The sequence below is a fragment of the Kurthia huakuii LAM0618 genome, assembly GCF_000505545.1.
GTDB lineage: Bacteria > Bacillota > Bacilli > Bacillales_A > Planococcaceae > Kurthia > Kurthia huakuii.
In genome coordinates this window covers 362,284-381,622 of sequence record NZ_AYTB01000008.1, presented here as the reverse complement: position 1 = coordinate 381,622, position 19,339 = coordinate 362,284, and the positions used below count along the sequence as shown (strand labels likewise).

Below are 19,339 nucleotides of genomic sequence, written 5' to 3'. Positions count from 1 at the left end.
AAATAATGAAAAAATCAGTCAAAGTAGGATTAGTATTAGGAATTGCGGCAGGGGCAACAGCACTTGCGGTTAATCAATCAAAGAAAAATGCTTCACCAGAGCCATTTGTGACGTTTACAGATGACACGAAATTATATGCGTTGATGGATACGAATTCATCGGTAACACACGTTTTGCCAATCTCAACTGTCGTAACCGTTGTTGCGAAAAAACATGTTGATAAAAACTTATGGTTTGAAGTTGAAACACCATTTGGACATGGCTTTATTTTAGATGAAACGGTATTACCACAAGTAGCGGGTGCGCAACATATCGAATTAGACGTACCAATTATTAATCAATATGCGCCAGTCGATGCACCGTTCGGTTGTGAAGGTGCAGCATTATTAATGGCGTTACACTATAAAAAATACACAGAAGATAGCTTAGAAGAGCTGTTAAACAATATGCCAACAGCAGAGCGCAATCCGCATGAAGGTTTTGTTGGTTCACCGTATGAAGAGGCACCGGCGGGCTATTATCAAACGATTTATCCAGCACCATTAGCAGCGTACGCAAAAGAGCGCTATGCTCAAACGGTAGAAGATATTTCGGGTAGCGACATTCAAGCGATTCGTCATGAGTTAAATCTTGGTAATCCGGTTGTTCTTTATGTGACCGAAGCGTTTGCAGCACCAATTATCGGCGATTGGGACTTTGGTACAGCAGGTACAGAACAAGCCGTTGATAACTTACACATCGTATTAGTGACAGGCTATGATTCAACAATTGGTGAATACAAAGTAGCGGACCCATCAGCAGATGAGGGCGCGTACTGGATTAATGGCTATGCACTTGAAAAAGCATACAATGCACAGCAACATGCCGTTGTTGTAAGATAACAATCAAAAAAGCGAATTTCTCACATGAGAAATTCGCTTTTTTGATTAACGTGCTTTTTCTGGATGATCTTCGCGATCCCAACACTCGACATTTTTAAGGTCGGGCATCGTATCCGCATAAAACACAGGATCTTTTCCTTGTTTGCGCTGTGCACGATAATCCTTTAATAAACGGAATGCCGTTTTGTTGAGCATGAAAATAGCGACTAAGTTAATAAGCGCCATAAATGCCATAAATAAATCGGCTAAATTCCATACAAGCGATACTTTCGCCAGCGCACCGAACATGACGAATGCAAGTACGAGCAGGCGATAGCATAACATCATCGTTTTCGATTTTTTAATGAATTCTAAGTTTGTTTCGCCGTAATAGTAGTTGCCGATAACCGAGCTAAACGCGAACATAAAGAGCGCGACCGTTAAGAAAATACCAGCCCAGTCGCCTAATTGAACGACTAATGATTGTTGCGTAATATCAACGCGCTCATTTTGTGCATCAACCGTACCGTAAACACCACTTAATAACACGATAGCAGCTGTTGCCGTACACACAACCATCGTATCAACAAAAACGCCTAATGTTTGAATCAGACCTTGTTTTACAGGGTGTGACACGTTGGCTGTAGCGGCAGCGTTTGGCGCAGAACCAAGACCGGCTTCATTTGAGAATAAACCGCGTTTAAAACCTTGCATAATAGCAGCACCGACAACACCACCAGTACCAGCTTCAAATGTGAAAGCTTCCTTAAAAATAAGGGCAAACACGCTAGGTAATTCAGTGAAATTTAACACGATAATGACGAAGGCAATCAGAATATACGCAATCGCCATAACAGGTACAAGCCATTGTGTTACTTTAACAATGCGTTGTACACCACCGAAAATAACCATGGCTGTTAACAGGACGATGATAATGCCAATCCATACTTCGTCAAAGCCAAAGCTATTGCCCATTGAATCCGCAATCGTATTTGTTTGTACAGCATTAAAGACGAAACCATAACAAAGCGTAATCGCAATTGCAAAGGCAATCCCCATCCAACGCTTATTGAGGCCACGCTCCATATAATAAGCAGGACCTCCGCGGAAGTCGTTGCCATCACGTACTTTATACAGCTGTGCAAGCGTACTTTCGACAAAAGATGAGGCAGCGGCAATTAACGCCATGACCCACATCCAAAAAACGGCACCAGGACCACCTAGTGCAATAGCTGTCGCAACACCGACGATATTACCGGTACCGATACGTGATGCAGCAGAAATCGTGAAAGCTTGGAATGATGATACCCCTTTTTTTCCTTTGCCCTCAATCGTCGCTTTGTCGGTTAAGACGCGGAACATTTCTGGGAATAACGTAAACTGCATACCACGTCCACGAATGGTGAAGAAAATGCCGACGACTAAAATGATAGCGATAATGACATAGGAATAAAGATAGTCGTTCAGCGTGAGAATAAACTTGTCTAACATATCCATGTAATCAGTCCTTTCAATAGGACAGTATACCCCTAATCGTTATAAACAAACGTTGATTGTTTATTTATAATAGTGCAATAATTTTCCAATATAAACTATGCCGCGCGTATCATTATTTTTTTAAGTGCTGTAATGCTTGTGTAACAGCGGTTGTATCCGTTGCTTGTAAGCCCATTGCGCGCTGTTGTTCAAGCTCTCGTAATAATTCAGGGTCATGTTGTAGCGCAGCCGTATAACTCGCCGCCGTCGCCTTTTTTTGCTCATGCAATTGTTGTTGTACTTTTATTAGTTCATTGGCCACTGATTTTTTTGTATGGGCTGGCGCAAAGTCTTTCATACTATTTTTCACTGAATTTCCCTCCTTTTGTTATAGCTATTGGTACTTGTTATATACTAGAACGAAGATGATTGTCAATTTTAAAGGAGGATTTTTCATGTATGCATTAACAACAGCACAAATGCAGGCGCTTGAGCGCTATACGATTGAGACGATTGGCATCGATGGCTTCACATTAATGGAAATTGCCGGAAATGCCGTCGTCATGGCCTTGCGCGAGCATGAGCTACTTACGCATGAGCGCATTGCGATCGTGTGCGGTACCGGTAATAACGGAGGTGACGGTTTTGTCATCGCTAGGCGCCTCACTGATTTAGGCTATGATGTCCGGGTTGGACTAGCTGTCGAGGAACAGCAATTACGTGGCGATGCCAAAACACAGTATCATATTTTAAAGCGCCGCGGTATTCCGGTGACATTACTAATAGAAGAAGTGCAAACAACAGCTTGGTTGGCCTCATGTGCCGTGCTAATCGATTGTTTGCTAGGTACGGGTGCGAGTGGGGCATTGCGTGGTCATATGACGTGGTTAATTCCACTAATAAATGCGCTCGAAAAAATGGTTGTGGCGATTGATTTGCCGTCAGGTTTACATGCCAATAGTGGGGAAGTTGTCGAGGCGGCGATTGAAGCGGATTATACGCTGACGCTAGCACAACCGAAAATTGGTTGCTATTTACAACAAGCTTCGCATTATATAGGCGAGCTTGTTATCGTCGATATTTCAGTGCCCGAAACGCTTGTGGACACACTTCAGATGGCGGCACCAACAATTGTTACACCAGCGCTCGTCAAAGCGGCGTTACCGGCACGCCCGTTAGATGGTCATAAGGGGACATTTGGTCATGGTGCAGTCATTGGTGGCTCGCAGCATTATGTCGGCGCACCGCTCTATAGTGCCAAGGCGGCGTTTCATAGTGGCATTGGGCTTATTTCGCTTATTGTACCGGAAGAATTAATGCCAAGCATGATGTTACAAGCGCCGGAAGTATTATTAAAGAGCGCGGCGTCAGAAGGCGGGTATATGACAAAAGAAGGCGTTGCGCTACATGATTTTACAAAAATACGCGCGGTAGCGTTTGGACCAGGGTTAGGGCGTGCAGCGCAGCTTCAAGAAGTTGCAGCATGGCTGTTGGCGCTTGAAGGACCGGAGACGATTATCGTTGATGCAGACGGTCTCTATATGATGAAACCGTTGTTACAACATGTTCGTGCGACAGGCAAATGTGTCATTTTGACGCCGCACCCAGGAGAAATGGCTATGTTATGCGATACGACCATTGCAGAGATTGAACAACATCGATTTTCATATGCGCGCGATTTAGCACAGAAATTCGGGGTATATGTGTTATTAAAGGGGCATCGTTCGATTGTAGCGACGCCAGACGGAGTACAGTGGCTCATTCCAATTGGCAGCAGTGCTCTTGGAAAAGGAGGGAGTGGCGACGTTTTAACCGGCTTGATTTTATCATTTGTGACACAGCGCGTGCCAGCGGAGCAAGCGTTGTATACCGCGGCATATTTACAGGCAGAGACCGCGGAAAAACTTGCCGCACAGCATAGTCATTACAGCGTAACACCTGAGATGGTTGTGACACATTTAGGACAGCTAATTGCGTGTTTTGTGAAGTGAATTTGTCTAAGTTGAAACAGCAGTGTGACAAACTTTTGATGTCAGGCATTATTTTTTACCTTTAAAGTTAATAAAACCAGTGATAACTAATTTTTTAATAATAAATACCTATGAAAAAGGTAAGAAAAGAAATGTAAAACCTTTAAAAAGTTTCACAATTTGAACACAGAATTGTAGAATTTTCTTTTGATTATAGGCTATTTTTCTTAAGCGTGCGCAGTATACTGTAACTGTAAAAAATAAATGGCAAGCTTCAAAAAGGAGGATGCACAATGGATGTTTTAGAGTTGGCTCGTGTGCAATATGCACTGACAACGATTTTCCACTTCTTCTTCGTTCCGCTTTCGATTGGGACTATTTTTATCGTCGCAATCTTCGAAACGATGTATTTATTTAAGAAAAAAGAAGAATACTTACGCATGGCAAAATTCTGGGGTAAGATCTTCTTACTATCATTTGCGATAGGCGTCGTAACAGGGATTTTACAAGAATTCCAATTCGGCATGAACTGGTCTGAATATTCTCGCTTTATGGGCGATGTATTTGGCGCACCACTAGCAGTAGAAGCACTTTTAGCATTCTTTATGGAATCTACATTTATCGGTGTTTGGATGTTTGGACGCGGCAAATTACCTGATTGGGTCATTACCGTTTCTGCATGGCTCGTTAGTATTGGGACATTACTATCGGCGCTATGGATTTTAGCAGCCAATTCATTTATGCAAGAACCTGTAGGCTTTGAAATTCAAGATGGCAAAGCGGTATTAACAGACTTTATGGCGCTGTTAACAAATCCACAGCTTCAAGTGGAATTCCCGCATACTGTATTTGGCGCATTAGCAACTGGCGCATTCGTTATCGGTGGGATTAGTGCCTATAACTTGTTAAAGAAAAAAGACGTCGAGTTTTTCAAAACATCATTTAACATCTCAATGATTGTTGCGGCGATCGCGTCACTTGCGATTGCATTTTCTGGACACGCACAAGCAAAACATTTAATGGACTCACAACCAATGAAAATGGCCGCTTCTGAAGCGCTTTGGGATGACTCAGAGGACCCGGCAGCATGGACAATTTTAGCCATCGGTGACCAACAAGAGGAAAAAAATACGTGGAATATCGACTTACCATTCGCATTAAGTTATTTAGCATATGGTGAATTCAGTGGCTCTGTTGAAGGGATGAAAACACTGCAAGCGAAATACGAAGAAAAATATGGTGAAGGTGTAGACTACATTCCACCTGTATGGCCTGTATTTTGGAGTTTCCGTATTATGGCAGGCTTCGGTGGTGTCATGCTCGTATTATCAATACTTGGTTTATGGTTCGGTAATCGTCGAAAAGGTATTTTGGCAACACCAACATGGTTCCTGCGAACAATGATGTTTGCGATGGCAGCACCATTTATTGCGAATACAGCAGGTTGGATTATGACGGAAATTGGTCGCCAACCTTGGACGGTGTTTGGCTACTATACAACGGCGCAATCGGTGTCACCAAACGTTTCAATGGGACAATTATTATTCTCAACGATTTCATTTAGTACCGCCTATGTTATTTTAGCGATTATTATGATTTACATGGTTGCACGCGTCGCAAAACAAGGACCGTCAATTATCGATACAGCACCAAAGCAAGAAAATGTTGATTTAATGGATAAGGAGGCGTTTAAATAATGGATTTAACTGTATTTTGGTTTATCTTAATCGCCGTATTATTTACTGGATTTTTCTTCTTAGAAGGTTTTGACTTTGGCGTCGGCATGTCAACGCGCCTAATTGCCAAAAATAAAAATGAACGCAATCAATTAATGTCAACAATTGGACCGTTCTGGGATGCCAATGAAGTTTGGCTAATTACAGCAGGTGGGGCGTTATTTGCGGCGTTCCCTAGCTGGTATGCAACGATGTTTTCAGGTTACTACACATTGTTCGTTATTTTCTTACTTGTCTTAATCGCACGTGGTGTGGCGATTGAATATAGTCACCACACACATACCGATAAATATATTAACTATTGGCACTGGCTTATTTTTGGTAGTAGTGCACTCGCACCGTTTTTACTAGGGATGTTATTTACGAGTCTTGTGCAAGGAATGCCAATCGATAAAGATATGCATTTATTCGGCACATTTACAGATTACGTGAACGTTTATTCTGTCGTTGGTGGTGTAGCGGTTATGCTCTTATCGCTCGTTCACGGATTAACGTTTATCGGGATTCGTACAGAAGGCGTTGTACGTGAGCGCGCACGCCAAATGTTAAGCAAGCTCTTTATCGTGTTATTAGCAGGCGAGGTTGTCTTCGCTGTCTTAACGTACACGAGCACGGACTTCTTTACAGTACGACCGGTTGCTACACCAGTATTTTTAGCGATTACAGTAGCATGTACATTACTTGCCTGGGCATTTGCGACAAAGAAAAAGGAAAGCATTGCTTTTACGATGACGGGTCTTGCTTTTGCCTCGGTTGTCATCATGTTATTCGTTGGGTTGTTCCCACGCGTCATGATTAGCTCGATTGACCCCGCATTTAATTTAACGATTGATAATGCGTCATCAGGCGATTACACCTTATCTGTTATGACAAAAATTTCAGTCGTCTTATTACCATTCGTTTTAGGGTATCAAATTTGGAGTTACTATATTTTCCGTAAACGGATTCACCCAACAAAGAAATAGGAGATGGAGAACATGATCGATCGAGCGCTATTTACATTACCACGCATTAAAGGGGTATTTGTATGCTTAGGGGTACTAGCCCTGTTGCAGGGCACGATGACAATCCTACAAGCCATTTATTTAGCGACAGCGATTACGCATGTTTTCCACAACGAGCCGCTGTCTGAACAGTGGCTTCTTTTATTGTTATTTGCGGCGTGTTTTATTGGCAAACAAGTCATTGTTGCCTTACGTGAACGCTTTATTACGGCCTATGCGAAAAAAATCGGTCACCATTTACGCGACGATTTATTGCATCATATTTTTGATGTAGGATCGCAGCGTACTGCAACCGGACAAACGGTGACATTAGCCGTTGAAGGGATTCGCAATGTTGAAACGTATATTAAGCTCTTTTTACCGAAGCTGATGAATATGCTGATAATCCCGACCATGATTGTCGTGTTCGTTTGGACAGAAAATGTGCGCTCTGCGATTATATTGGTTGTCGTCGTACCGATCCTCATTTTCTTCTTGGCGCTTGTAGGTCTTGCAGCAAAGGCAAAGGCCGACCGCCAATACGAAACGTACGAACAGTTGTCAAATCACTTCGTCGATTCATTGCGCGGCATTGTGACGCTGCGCGTATTAGGACTTAGTAAACGCTATGATCGTAATATCGCACTCGTTAGTGAAAAATACCGCAGCGCAACGGTGAGCACATTACGTTTAGCCTTTTTATCCACATTTGCACTTGAGTTTTTCACGAGTTTATCGGTCGCAATCGTCGCCTTATTTTTAGGGCTTGGTTTAATTAATGGCGCTATCGTGTTACTACCGGCATTAACTGTACTAATTGTAGCGCCGGAGTATTTTGCGCCGATTCGTGAATTTGGGAGTGACTATCATGCAACGCTTGACGGGAAAAATGCATTTAAAGCAATCCAACAAGCAGTAGATGAGCATGGACAAGCGCTTGATTATACACCGCTAGCGCAGTGGGATGAAGCGAGCCAATTAACGCTTGATGGTGTCCGCGTGGCAGACCGCGATGCAGCAAAAGACTGGCATTTAACGGCGCAAGGCTATGAAAAAATTGGTATTATCGGTGCGTCTGGTGCCGGGAAATCGACGTTGTTGTCGTTACTTGGAGGCTTTTTAAACACGACAGGTGGCCGTATTACTATTAACGACCAAGTACTACCATCGTTATACAATGCAGACTGGCAGCGCCAACTATATTATATTCCGCAACATCCGTATATTTTTCACGATACATTGCGCAACAATATTGCCTTTTATGCACCGCATGCGAGTGATGAGGCGATTATGGCAGCTTGTGACCGTGCCGGTTTGCGGGAAGTCATTGCGACATTACCACGAGGTTTAGATGAAATGATCGGGGAATCGGGCCGGATGTTAAGTGGTGGTCAAGAGCAACGAATTGCGCTAGCACGTGCTTTTTTAGATGACCGCCGCGTATTATTATTCGATGAACCGACCGCGCATTTAGATGTCGAAACCGAAGCGGAATTGAAGGAGCGCATGTTGCCGTTATTTGACGAGCGTCTTGTCTTTTTCGCAACGCATCGCTTGCATTGGATGCACAATATGGATCGTATTATCGTCATTGATGATGGCGAAATTGTTGAAGTTGGTACACATGAACAGCTGATGGAACAACAAGGGCATTATGCTGCACTCATTGCCGCACAAGGAGGAAAACGTCATGAACAATTGGATTAAGCCCTATGTAAAAGCGCATAAAGGTCTGCTTACGTTGACGATTCTTTTCGGTGTGGGTGCATTGATTGCCGCATGTGCACTCATGTTTACATCGGGTTACTTAATTTCAAAATCATCATTGCGACCTGAAAATATTTTACTCGTCTATGTACCAATCGTTTTAGTACGTGCATTTGGGATTTCGCGTCCAGTGCTTAATTATTTACAGCAGCTCGCTAGTCATTCATTTGTGTTAGCAGTGTTATCAAAAATGCGTGTGCGGTTATTTCAACGTTTGGAAACGCAGGCGCTCGTCTTAAAAGAACGTTATGCAATCGGCGATTTATTAGGGTTATTAGCCGATGATTTAGAGCATTTGCAAAACTTTTATTTAAAAACGATTTTCCCAGCATTGTTTGCGCTCTTATTATATGGCATCGCGATTATCGCACTTGGCGTCTTTAGCATTCCGTATGCCTTGGTGTTAGCCTTGTTGTTTGGCATACTCGTGTTTGTGTTGCCGTATGTGTCATTAAAACGCAATCGACAACATATGCTCGATATGAAAACGGTGCGTGCTGAACTTTATAATGACTTAACGGATGCGGTGATGGGGGCAACGGATTGGAAATTAAGTGGTCGCGCTGACGACATGATTGCCGCAAAACAACAAATTGCCACGCGTTATGACGCATTGGAAGCGAAAATTGATGCCGCAAGCCGCCGCCGTTCGATTGTTTTTCAAGTCGTCGCCGCTGCGTCGGTTATTATGCTCGTGGCGTTTGCGAGCGATATGGCACAAACAGCTGTCTTTCATCCAATGTGGATTGCCGCCTTTGTGCTCGTTGCGCTACCGTTGATTGAAGCATTTATGCCGCTTAGTGATGCGATTAGTCATTTGCCAAGCTATGACACGTCATTTGCACGTCTTATCGAAGTTGAGGAACAAAGTGAAGCTGCACAAGCCGCCGTTACATTGCCTGTTGGACCTTATACGGTTGATCTATCACATGTCGCTTTTCACTATGATAAAACGACCGTGCTACGCGATGTGTCGATGACGTGGGCACCGGGTCAAAAGGTGGCGATTTTAGGAAAAACCGGTACCGGTAAAAGTACGCTTGGCAAGTTGCTACTTGGGGCGTACGAGCCGACTGCTGGTACGGTGACGATTAATGGTGTTCCTACGCATACGCTACGCGACGACATGCCACAACTCATCGCCGTTTTAGAACAGAAGCCGTATTTATTTGATACGACGGTCATGAACAATATTCGTCTTGGAAATGTTGCGGCGAGTGATGATGAGGTCATTGAAGCGGCGAAAAAAGTACAATTGCATGACATGATTGAAGCGTTACCACATGGTTATGAAACGCGTGTTGAGGAGCTTGGTACACGTTTTTCTGGCGGTGAACGTCAGCGTATCGCACTTGCGCGTATTTTATTACAGCACACGCCGATTGTGTTATTAGATGAACCGACTGTTGGCCTAGACCCCGTGACCGAGCAGGCATTGATTGAGACAATGTTTGATGTGCTCGGTGATAAAACGGTCGTATGGATTACGCATCACTTGGCGGCAATGGCACATATGGATACGATTTATATGCTAGAAAACGGCCAAGTGCGCGTGCAAGGTTCGCATGAACAGTTGTTAGCAGACGACGCAAGATATCGCACATTGTACGATTTGGATTACCCATTTGACTAAAATTATGATACAGTAACGGTAACGATTGCTAGGAGTGTCAGTGTGACTGACTGAGAGAGCGCTAAAGCGGCTTAATCCTTGAAACCTGATCTAGTTTGCACTAGCGGAGGGAAGCGATAAACACCGATGATTAGGGCCTTGCTCTCTATCTTTTGGCAATCGAACCAGCGATAGAGAGAAGGGTCTTTTCTATTATGAGAAAAATGACGTTACTAGCGATGTATATTGCGATTTGTGTCATTGGGGCAAGCGTCGTCAGCATCCCGGTTGGTGTCGCAAAAATCGCTCCCATTCAACATATGATGACGATTATTTGTACCGTAACACTTGGACCAATACCAGCGATTATCCAGGCTGTTATTACGTCGGTCATCCGACTATTCATCGGCACTGGGACATTGTTGGCGATTCCAGGCAGTGTGATTGGTGCGGTCGTCGCCGCGCTATTATTCCAATGGACGAAAAAACGCGGGTTTGCGATTGCCGGTGAAGTCATCGGGACGGGTGTGATTGCCTCGCTCGTAGCAGTACCGTATAGTATCGTTGTGATGAACGCACCGGCTGCCTCGGCATTGTTCTTCATGCCATCTTTTTTATTGTCGACTGTGACAGGTGCTGTACTCGCTGTAGCGATGTTAAAAGCATTGCCAACACGCTACATTGCCTTACGTTAAAGCGATGACGACTCGGATTATTCTGAGTCGTTTTTTAAATTCCGTCACAAACGGTGAGCACAATGGAGGAAAAAAAGGATGTGAATACGGTATAATTTGAAGCAATGGAAATAATGTTTAATGGAAGAAGGGAATGTTTTGCACTCAAAAGCTGTGACATTTTTACGGACGATGGGCATTTTAGATGGCCTGTCGTTATTAATTTTATTAGGAATCGCGATGCCGCTAAAATATTTTGCAGGCTTGCCACTTGCTGTAACGATTATGGGAAGTTTGCATGGTGTCATTTTTATCGTCTATATCGCGTCGATTGCATGGGCACAGCTAAGGTTACAATGGCCGATTGTTTATTCGATTGTTGCCGTACTCGTCGCCTTTATTCCACTAGGGAATTTTGTATTTGATCGCTACATAAAACGAGCAGCACAGCGTTATAAACCGCAGCCATTTAAACAAATTTGGTTGTTATATGGTGCCATCTTCTTTACGTTTTTAGATTTATTTGCGCAATTGCCGGTTATGAGTACGTTTGCGCTCTCGCTCGGAGCCTCTACAATGGTCGCTGGGCTTGTTGTCGGCATGTATTCATTTACAAATATGTTCGGCAATATGACGTCGGGAATTTTTACCGACCGACTAGGAGCTAAGCGAATTACGATTGTCGGCCTCAGTTTGACCGCCATATCACTTGTCGCTTATCAATGGATTGATTCCGAGGCGACGTTGCTAGTATTGCGCGCGGTTCATGGTTTTGTCGCTGGTCTGATTACGCCTGCCGCCTTTACGTTAGTTGCCAATCAAACGGCGCGTCAAACGCAAGGTAGCCAATCGGCGTTAACCGGAGCCTTTGTCGGGATTGCCGCCATTTTAGGGCCGGCGTATAGCGGTATTGTCGCGACGCGCACCTCGGTACCTTTTGTGCTTGGGACGGTCGCCTTAATCGGGGCCATTGTCGCGATATCGCTGCTATTTTTACGTGTCACATCGAAAAAACAACAAGCAAAAGAGCAAGAAGTGTTTAAATGGAATGGCGGGGTATTACGCGCCTTTATGGCCGCCTTTTTATTGATGATGTCACAAGGAGCGCTCGCGTATTTGTTGCCGATTCGCATTGAATTATTAGGCTATGAATCGCGCTTAAGTGGCACATTGATGAGCATGTTTGGCATCGTTGTGGTGTTATTATTTGTTTTACCAACCCGTTATTTATTTGACCGCTTGCAAGCAAAATGGCTAATGGTTGCCGGGCTTGCGTGTATCGGCGTTAGTCAGGCGCTTATTAGCATTACCGATTCACAAATGTTCCTTTACGCGGTGCTTGCGCTATATGGCGTTGGGTTTGCGCTGTTGTTCCCAGCGATGAATCGTATGCTTGTTGAAGCAACAACAACGCAGACAAGGGGACGCGCTTATGGTTATTTTTATGCGTTCTTCTCACTCGGAACGGTTGTCGGGTCTTCTGGTTTAGCATTGCTACCACTCACACTATCGGCACAATTTTATGTCATTGCCATCGTGCTCATTGGTGCGAGCCTTGTCATTGCCGCTACTCGAGAACCGGACATGTTATAATAAGCGAGTAGGTGAAAGGTGGAGGTTTAGATGGAGTGGCAGTTAGATGAACGACTTACATTACAACAATTAAGCGACGTGCATGCCGAAGAAATGTTTGCGGCGATTACACAACATCGCGCGTATTTACGCCAATGGTTGCCGTGGGTAGATGGCACTGTAACGATTTTAGATACGCAACAGTATATCGCGTTTACTGAAAAGCAATTTGCGGTTTCAGGCATCGTCAACATGGCGATTGTATATGATGGTCATGTTGTCGGTACGGTTGGGATACATGATATTAATCGTGAAAACCGTTCGACATCGATTGGTTATTGGCTCGCTGAAGATTTTCAGCATCAAGGGATTATGACGCGTAGCGTTGCACGATTAGTCGATTATTTATTTGATACAGTGAAGCTCCATCGCATTGAAATCCGCGCTGCCGTTTCTAATAAAGGGAGTCGCGCCATTCCTGAACGCCTAGGATTCACAAATGAAGGAATCGCGCGTGACGCGGAGTGGTTATATGACCATTTCGTCGATCACGCGGTGTATGCATTATTGGAAGGGGAACGGTCGTAACATGAAAATCCCATGGCAATTTGTGCTGTTTTTTGCGTTAGCATGGCTTGTCGTTATGCTGATTGCGAGTTATTTAATCGTTGGCCGTGTCGTCTTTGGTCCAACGATTGTTGGTCTGGTCATCTTTGTTGGTGGCTGGTATGTCATGCTAAAATGGTATGCCACACGAAAAAAATAGCATCTAAAAAAGCAGGAATCGCGTGCGACTCCTGCTTTTTTTTTACATATCAAGTTCGGTAAAAGCAAATGGTACTAATTCTTTTAGCGCGAGTTCTTTAATAGTACCGGCACGATTTGTTAAATAAACCGGCATATTCGGCATGAAAAATTCGGCCATCACTTGGCGGCAAATGCTGCAAGGTGGTAGGAAATCTTCGGTGTCACCAGCTACAGCAATTGCCACGAAATCACCCTTTTTATAGCCTTGCGTGAGCGCCGTAAAAATGGCCGTCCGCTCCGCACAGTTTGTCGCACCAAACGATACATTTTCAACGTTGACGCCGGTAATGACCGTACCGTCTGTGAGCAATAGCGCCGCGCCAACCGGGAAGTTTGAATATGGGCTATACGAATTTTTCAACACGTCGCGTGCTGCTGCCATTAATTGTTCTTTGTTCATGATTAAAAGCCCCTTTATACGTAGTGTATACATAAACATACTTGATTGCTCTGCCTTTTGTAAAGTAGTAGTGAATGTTACACTAAATGTACTAGATAGAATGCGAGGGATTTTATGAATTTTCACACAACAGCATCATTTATGTTAGCGTCGAAGTCACCACGCCGCCGCGAATTGTTTGCGGAGCTTGGCATACCATTTAACGTGCAACAAGCCGATGTTGAAGAGACGAGCGTACCATTTCAGAGCGCTGAGCAATATGTGCGTGATGTGGCATTATTAAAAGCACAAGCGGTTTTTCAAACGGCGCAAGAAGCGGTTGTCATCGGCTCCGATACAATTGTTGTGCTAGACGGCGAGCTCTTACATAAGCCGCAAACGATTGCCGAGGCAACGGCCCATTTACAGCGCTTAAGTGGGCGCACACATGACGTCATGACAGCTGTCGCAATCGTCACAAAAAATAACGTAGTGACGTTTGTTGAAACAACACATGTGACATTTCGCGAAGTACGTCAAGACTTTATCGATGCGTATGTAGCGACAGGCGACCCCTTTGATAAAGCGGGTGGTTATGGCATTCAAAATGCGGGTGCCTTTTTCGTTGAAAAAATTGATGGCGATTATTTAACCGTTGTTGGCTTGCCGCTGAGCCGTCTAACAGCTGAATTAATGGCGCTTGGCGTGCTTGCGGTAGCACCGAGCATTCAGATTGAGCCGTTTACGATGCCATTTACAGCGCAAGTAATCGACCATATTGTTGGCATTCAGCAGGAGGAGTTTGGCGTAAACATCACCGCTGACGACCAGCCTGATTTACGCCACATTGATACGCATTATATCGCGGCAGGTGGGTGTTTTTATATTGCGCGTATTGGTGGTCGCATTGTTGGAACGATTGCGGCGGTACCATTTGACGGTGGCATGGCGCTGAAAAAAATGTTTGTCCAAAAAAACTATCGCGGCAAACCTTATCGCATTGCCGAGCGTTTGTTAGCGGCTGTTGCTGCACAAATTGACGGGCCACTATATTTAGGGACGATTGATGTGTTTAAAGCGGCACAGCGATTTTATGCCAACCATGGTTTTACACAAATCGCGAAAGACGCGTTGCCAAAAGCATTCCCGGCGATGGACGTTGATAATGTCTTTTATGTGCGGGAGGGACGCGTATGACGATTGTGATTTTAGCCGAAAAACCATCGCAAGCAAAAGCGTATGCTGAGGCGTTTCCTATTGCTAAAAAAACGAAACATTTTATTGAATTGGCGCCGAATGAAGTGTTTCCTAAAGGAGCGACGATTACGTGGGGCATCGGCCATTTAGTGGAATTAAAAGCACCCGCTGAGTACGATCATGCATGGAAGCGCTGGAAGCTGGACGTCTTACCGATGATTCCGGAAAAATACGAATTCAAAGTGGCAAAAGGCAAATGGGAACAATTCCAAGAAGTGAAAAAGCTATTAAAATCGGCCGACATGATTATTAATGCATGTGACGTTGACCGCGAAGGTTCGAATATTTTTTATTCCATTTTGCGACAAGCCGGCGTGCGCAACAAGCCGATTCAACGCTTGTGGATCAACTCGCTCGAAGCTGATGAAATTCGTGCGGGTTTCCGTGCGCTCCAAGACAATGCCAAAGATTTACGAATGTTTCGCGAGGCAGAAACGCGTCAAATTAGCGATTGGCTTGTCGGCATGAATGCGAGCCGTTTATATACGGTATTATTAAAACAACAAGGGCTCAATGAAGTGATGTCGATTGGCCGCGTGCAATCACCGACCGTCTATATGATTTATGAACGACAGCGCGCGATTGAAACCTTTCAACCGAAAAAGTTTTATGAGCTTGTTGGGAATTTCACTGCAGCAGCTGGTGATTATAGTGGCAAAGCGAAGGTAAAGAAAGACACGTATGACGAGGCACTAGCATTGTTAACGCAAGCAGGCATCGCCGAAAATACGACGTTACCAGGCGCGATTCAAAACGTCACGAAAAAAATGAAGCGCCGTCTACCGCCGAAACTTCATTCGTTATCAACGCTTCAACAAAAGGCCAACCGCTTGTGGAAGTTTAGTCCGAAGATGGTGCTTGAAACGGTACAAAAATTGTATGAGAAAAAACTTGTGTCGTATCCGCGCTCCGATTGTCAATTTATTACGCCGGCGGAATTTGATTATTTACGCGCATCGCTTCCGGCATTTCAAGGCTTGATGAATGTGGAGTTTGAACCGGCATCACTCGCGCCATCAAAGCGTTATGTCGATGCCTCGAAAGTCGAGGAGCACTATGCGATTATTCCGACGAAAACCGTGCCAACACGCGCGAAGCTCTCAAAGCTTAGCGATGTCGAAAAACGGCTGTATGTTGAAATTATGCGCACGACACTTGCGATGTTTCACCGCGACTACGTTTATGAGGAAACGACGATTGAAACGATCGTAAACGAGCTGGCGTTTTATTCGGTCGGTAAAGTGGAAAAAGAGCGTGGCTTTGAACAATTATGGCCTCAGAAAAAAGAGGATAAGGCGCCAACAATATTGCCGTTTGTTGAACAAGGCGATGCTGTGCGCGCACGCATTCATGTTCATGAAGGCGAAACAAAGCCGCCAAAACCGTTTACGGAAGGACAGCTGATTCAAATGATGAAAACATGTGGTAAGCTTGTCGATGATGAGGCTGAGAGCGATATTTTAAAAGAAGTAGAGGGCATCGGCACCGAAGCGACGCGCGCCGGGATTATCGAAACGATTAAACGTCATGACTATATTCATGTGACGAAAAACATCGTGTCGTTGACGCCAAAAGGCCGCGTATTATGTCAAGTGATTGCTGGTTCACTTTTAGCGAGTCCAACGATGACCGCAAAATGGGAAACGTATTTGCGAAAGATTGGGAATGGTACCGGGACGCAGGAAGCCTTTTTTGCGAGCGTTGAAAAATTTTTACGCCATTTAATCGATACGACACCACAAATGATTGAACGCACCGATTTAACCGAAGCGAAGGAAGCGGCAACACCGGTCGCATCAACGACGCCGATTGTCGCATGTCCTGCTTGCCACGCTGGTCAGTTGATTGAACATAAGTCATTTTATGGCTGTACGAATTATAAAGGGGGTTGTAAATGGACGGTGTCGAAAATCATTGCGCAAAAGAAAATTTCACCGAAGCAGCTGCGCGATTTAGTCACAAATGGTGAAACAGCTGTATTAAAAGGTTTTAAATCAAAAAAAGGCAATCCATTTAACGCAAAACTCGTGTTAGAAAACAATAAAGTAACGTTCGCGTTTGCGGACAATTAGGAGCGTGAGTAACATCGAACAATTAGCCGTATTTAATGACCAAGACGAACGCGTAGGTGTGGCGTCGCGTGATCATATTCACGCGGCCGGACTGTTTCATGAAACGTTTCATTGTTGGTTTATTCAAGATGAGCACGGCGAACGTCTCGTCTATATTCAACTGCGAAGCGCCGATAAAAAAGACTATGCGCTACGCTATGATATTACAGCGGCAGGGCATTTATTAGCGACTGAAACGCCAGCGGATGGCGTGCGAGAAATCGCCGAAGAATTAGGGGTTCATGTGTCATTTGACGACTTAGAGCCACTTGGGACACTCTCAAATATTGTGCTAACGCCGGCTATTTTAGATCGTGAATGGGCGCGTTGTTATGCATATCGCGTCCGCGAACCATTAACATTTACGTTACAGCAAGAGGAAGTTGCCGCATTAATGACGTGTAAACTACAAGATTTTGCGGCATTAATCGCCGGCGAGCGCGAAGAAGTCCCGCTGTGCGACGTGCATACAGGCGAGCGGCACACGCTTCTACGTCCACAACTTGTACCTCATCCACAAAGCTATTATGAGGCGATTATTGCGGCACTAGAAAGAATGTAAAAAGTAACGGAGACAAACACTTCTAAGGTGGAAAAACTTTGGAGGTGTTTTTTGATGGGCAAACAACATTGTTACGGTAAAGGCACGACACTATGAATACATCAACTACAATGCGTGAATCTTGGCAAAGTAAAAAACTACCTTTCTCCGATGATTCATCGAAAAAAGGTAGTTTAATTCAGCTAAAAGAAGTAGCTAGTAGGAGCGTCATAGCATTAATGTTGTTTGACAATTTCTGCTAAACGTTTGATGCCCTCGTCAATCACTTCAGGCGTTGACGATGTGTAGTTTAAGCGCAATGTTGGCACGTGCTGTGAACCGGTGTAGAATGGGTCCCCTGGTACGAACGCCACATCGGCATCCATCGCCTTATAAAACATCTCAAGCGCTGACTTATTATCAGGTAGCGTCGCCCAAATGAACATACCGCCCTCAGGTTTTGTCCATGTCACACCTTCTGGCATATATTTTTCAAGTGCTTCAAGCATGGCCGTCGCTTGTTTACCGTATAGGTCGATAATTTTTTCGACATGTTCTATATATTCATTGTTTGTTAAGTAATCATGCAAAACGTATTGCGCGAAAATATTCGTGTGCAGGTCGGCTGCTTGCTTCGCTGTTTCAATATGCGTCATTAATTCTTTATTTTTTGAAATGATAAAGCCAATACGCATACCCGGTGCGACTGTCTTAGAGAATGACCCTAAAATAACGCTGTTTGGCAGGCGACTACCACCAATGTATGGCAGTGCTTCACCTTCAAAGCGCAACTCGCCGTATGGATCGTCTTCGATTAATACGATGTCTGGGTAATTTTTTAAGATGTCATAAATGGCATCGCGTTTTTGTTGCGTGTACGTTAGGCCCGTTGGATTTTGGAAGTTTGGTACTGTGTAAATGAATTTCGCATTCGGCTTTTCAACTGCTTCTTTTAATTCATGAAGATTTAAGCCATCTTGCTCAAGTGTTACAGGGTAGAAGGTTGGTTGTGCTAACATAAACGCTTGAATCGCACCAAGATAGCCCGGTTCTTCGATAATAATGCCATCGCCTTCATTTACTAATACTTGTCCAAGTAATGTTAATGCTTGTTGTGAGCCCGTTGTAATGATGATGTCATCGGCTGTAATGCCTAAGTCAAAATTGCGATTGTATTTATCGGCAATGTATTGGCGAAGCGGAGCATAACCATTTGTTGTTGAGTATTGGAATAGCTTCGCGCCATCTTCATCGATTGTGCGGTTAACAGACTCGCGTAACTTTTCAACAGGGAATGAAATCGGGTTCGGTAGCCCACCTGCAAAAGAAATAACATTTGGTGAGTCCGTTACTTTTAAAATGTTACGGATAAATGATGATGGTGTGTGTAAGATTCGTTGAGAAAATTCCATATGCGTGACTTCCTTTACTTAAATAATTTTTTGTAATTTTCTAAATTGTATCATTAAACAAATAACGAATACAATATATTACCGACTTGTATTTTCAGACAATTTTTAAAATTAAATGAATTCGTTAAGTTAGTGCCGAAAAAGCTATCATAAAATAGCAAAAAAATGCATAGGAAATATTC

At 44.1% G+C, this 19,339-nt stretch carries 17 protein-coding genes and 1 riboswitch; of the genes, 13 read left to right on the top strand and 4 right to left on the bottom strand.

Annotation, left to right across the window (positions count from 1 at the left end; translation table 11 throughout):
* Positions 1–5: 5 nt before the first annotated feature.
* Entirely contained in the window at positions 6–881 is an 876-nt protein-coding gene (locus tag V514_RS0106275; protein ID WP_029499030.1) for a C39 family peptidase, read from the top strand.
* A gap of 45 nt (positions 882–926) precedes the next feature.
* On the opposite strand, the gene V514_RS0106270 is transcribed toward V514_RS0106275, so the two are convergent.
* Positions 927–2,357, bottom strand: coding sequence for an alanine/glycine:cation symporter family protein (locus tag V514_RS0106270; protein WP_029499029.1), 1,431 nt, complete (start codon positions 2,355–2,357; stop codon positions 927–929).
* A gap of 112 nt (positions 2,358–2,469) precedes the next feature.
* Positions 2,470–2,706 carry a hypothetical protein gene (locus V514_RS0106265; RefSeq protein WP_029499028.1) on the bottom strand — a complete coding sequence of 79 codons (237 nt, stop codon included), beginning with the start codon at positions 2,704–2,706 and terminating at the stop codon, positions 2,470–2,472.
* Between the two features lie 85 nt (positions 2,707–2,791).
* Between V514_RS0106265 and V514_RS0106260 the strand changes: the two genes are divergently transcribed.
* The 9 genes from V514_RS0106260 to V514_RS20530 all read left to right on the top strand — a co-directional run bounded on the left by V514_RS0106260 (position 2,792) and on the right by V514_RS20530 (position 13,416).
* Complete coding sequence (locus tag V514_RS0106260; protein WP_029499027.1) at positions 2,792–4,327, top strand: bifunctional ADP-dependent NAD(P)H-hydrate dehydratase/NAD(P)H-hydrate epimerase; 1,536 nt, start codon at positions 2,792–2,794, stop codon at positions 4,325–4,327.
* 272 nt (positions 4,328–4,599) lie between these two features.
* Positions 4,600–6,003 carry a cytochrome ubiquinol oxidase subunit I gene (locus V514_RS0106255; protein ID WP_029499026.1) on the top strand — a complete coding sequence of 468 codons (1,404 nt, stop codon included), beginning with the start codon at positions 4,600–4,602 and terminating at the stop codon, positions 6,001–6,003.
* A complete protein-coding gene (cydB, locus tag V514_RS0106250) occupies positions 6,003–7,007 on the top strand; it encodes a cytochrome d ubiquinol oxidase subunit II (RefSeq protein ID WP_029499025.1) in 1,005 nt (334 codons plus the stop codon). The genes V514_RS0106255 and cydB overlap by 1 nt, the downstream gene beginning before the upstream one ends.
* 15 nt (positions 7,008–7,022) lie before the next feature.
* On the top strand, positions 7,023–8,732 hold the full coding sequence (gene cydD / locus V514_RS0106245; protein WP_152528955.1) for a thiol reductant ABC exporter subunit CydD: 1,710 nt from the start codon (positions 7,023–7,025) through the stop codon (positions 8,730–8,732).
* Entirely contained in the window at positions 8,716–10,425 is a 1,710-nt protein-coding gene (gene cydC / locus V514_RS0106240; protein ID WP_029499023.1) for a thiol reductant ABC exporter subunit CydC, read from the top strand. Before cydD ends, cydC begins: the two co-directional genes overlap by 17 nt.
* A gap of 20 nt (positions 10,426–10,445) precedes the next feature.
* Positions 10,446–10,554: riboswitch (TPP riboswitch) on the top strand.
* Positions 10,555–10,619: 65 nt separating this feature from the next.
* Positions 10,620–11,099 (top strand): energy coupling factor transporter S component ThiW, encoded by a 480-nt coding sequence (gene thiW / locus V514_RS0106235; protein WP_029499022.1) that lies wholly within the window; start codon positions 10,620–10,622, stop codon positions 11,097–11,099.
* Between the two features lie 138 nt (positions 11,100–11,237).
* Positions 11,238–12,671, top strand: a complete 1,434-nt coding sequence (locus V514_RS0106230) for an MFS transporter (protein ID WP_161630175.1) — start codon at positions 11,238–11,240, stop codon at positions 12,669–12,671.
* Between the two features lie 30 nt (positions 12,672–12,701).
* Entirely contained in the window at positions 12,702–13,238 is a 537-nt protein-coding gene (locus V514_RS0106225; protein ID WP_029499019.1) for a GNAT family N-acetyltransferase, read from the top strand.
* A 1-nt stretch (position 13,239) separates the two neighbouring features.
* The gene (locus V514_RS20530) at positions 13,240–13,416 is read left to right on the top strand and encodes a hypothetical protein (protein ID WP_200864014.1); all 177 of its coding nucleotides are present in this window, start codon (positions 13,240–13,242) and stop codon (positions 13,414–13,416) included.
* 42 nt (positions 13,417–13,458) lie between these two features.
* Here the strand turns inward: V514_RS20530 and cdd are convergent, their stop codons facing one another.
* Positions 13,459–13,857, bottom strand: a complete 399-nt coding sequence (gene cdd, locus V514_RS0106215; protein ID WP_029499018.1) for a cytidine deaminase — start codon at positions 13,855–13,857, stop codon at positions 13,459–13,461.
* Between the two features lie 114 nt (positions 13,858–13,971).
* Here cdd and V514_RS20890 point away from each other — a divergent pair, with 114 nt between their 5' ends.
* The 3 genes from V514_RS20890 to V514_RS18875 are packed head-to-tail and all read left to right on the top strand — an operon-like array spanning position 13,972 to position 17,766.
* Entirely contained in the window at positions 13,972–15,033 is a 1,062-nt protein-coding gene (locus tag V514_RS20890; protein WP_029499017.1) for a Maf family nucleotide pyrophosphatase, read from the top strand.
* Positions 15,030–17,165, top strand: coding sequence for a type IA DNA topoisomerase (topB, locus tag V514_RS0106205; protein ID WP_029499016.1), 2,136 nt, complete (start codon positions 15,030–15,032; stop codon positions 17,163–17,165). Before V514_RS20890 ends, topB begins: the two co-directional genes overlap by 4 nt.
* A 4-nt stretch (positions 17,166–17,169) precedes the next feature.
* Entirely contained in the window at positions 17,170–17,766 is a 597-nt protein-coding gene (locus tag V514_RS18875) for an NUDIX hydrolase (protein ID WP_035944339.1), read from the top strand.
* Positions 17,767–17,981: 215 nt separating this feature from the next.
* Here the strand turns inward: V514_RS18875 and V514_RS0106195 are convergent, their stop codons facing one another.
* On the bottom strand, positions 17,982–19,157 hold the full coding sequence (locus V514_RS0106195) for an aminotransferase-like domain-containing protein (RefSeq protein ID WP_029499015.1): 1,176 nt from the start codon (positions 19,155–19,157) through the stop codon (positions 17,982–17,984).
* Positions 19,158–19,339 lie beyond the last annotated feature (182 nt).

Bases quoted from the DNA above. Each gene is read 5' to 3' on its own strand.
- cydC (WP_029499023.1), top strand. From the start codon at position 8,716: ATGAACAATTGGATTAAGCCCTATGTAAAAGCGCATAAAGGTCTGCTT.
- V514_RS0106260 (WP_029499027.1), top strand. From the start codon at position 2,792: ATGTATGCATTAACAACAGCACAAATGCAGGCGCTTGAGCGCTATACG.
- V514_RS0106255 (WP_029499026.1), top strand. From the start codon at position 4,600: ATGGATGTTTTAGAGTTGGCTCGTGTGCAATATGCACTGACAACGATT.
- thiW (WP_029499022.1), top strand. From the start codon at position 10,620: ATGAGAAAAATGACGTTACTAGCGATGTATATTGCGATTTGTGTCATT.
- V514_RS0106270 (WP_029499029.1), bottom strand. From the start codon at position 2,357: ATGGATATGTTAGACAAGTTTATTCTCACGCTGAACGACTATCTTTAT.
- V514_RS20890 (WP_029499017.1), top strand. From the start codon at position 13,972: ATGAATTTTCACACAACAGCATCATTTATGTTAGCGTCGAAGTCACCA.
- V514_RS0106195 (WP_029499015.1), bottom strand. From the start codon at position 19,157: ATGGAATTTTCTCAACGAATCTTACACACACCATCATCATTTATCCGT.
- V514_RS0106225 (WP_029499019.1), top strand. From the start codon at position 12,702: ATGGAGTGGCAGTTAGATGAACGACTTACATTACAACAATTAAGCGAC.
- V514_RS20530 (WP_200864014.1), top strand. From the start codon at position 13,240: ATGAAAATCCCATGGCAATTTGTGCTGTTTTTTGCGTTAGCATGGCTT.
- cdd (WP_029499018.1), bottom strand. From the start codon at position 13,857: ATGAACAAAGAACAATTAATGGCAGCAGCACGCGACGTGTTGAAAAAT.
- V514_RS0106275 (WP_029499030.1), top strand. From the start codon at position 6: ATGAAAAAATCAGTCAAAGTAGGATTAGTATTAGGAATTGCGGCAGGG.
- cydB (WP_029499025.1), top strand. From the start codon at position 6,003: ATGGATTTAACTGTATTTTGGTTTATCTTAATCGCCGTATTATTTACT.
- topB (WP_029499016.1), top strand. From the start codon at position 15,030: ATGACGATTGTGATTTTAGCCGAAAAACCATCGCAAGCAAAAGCGTAT.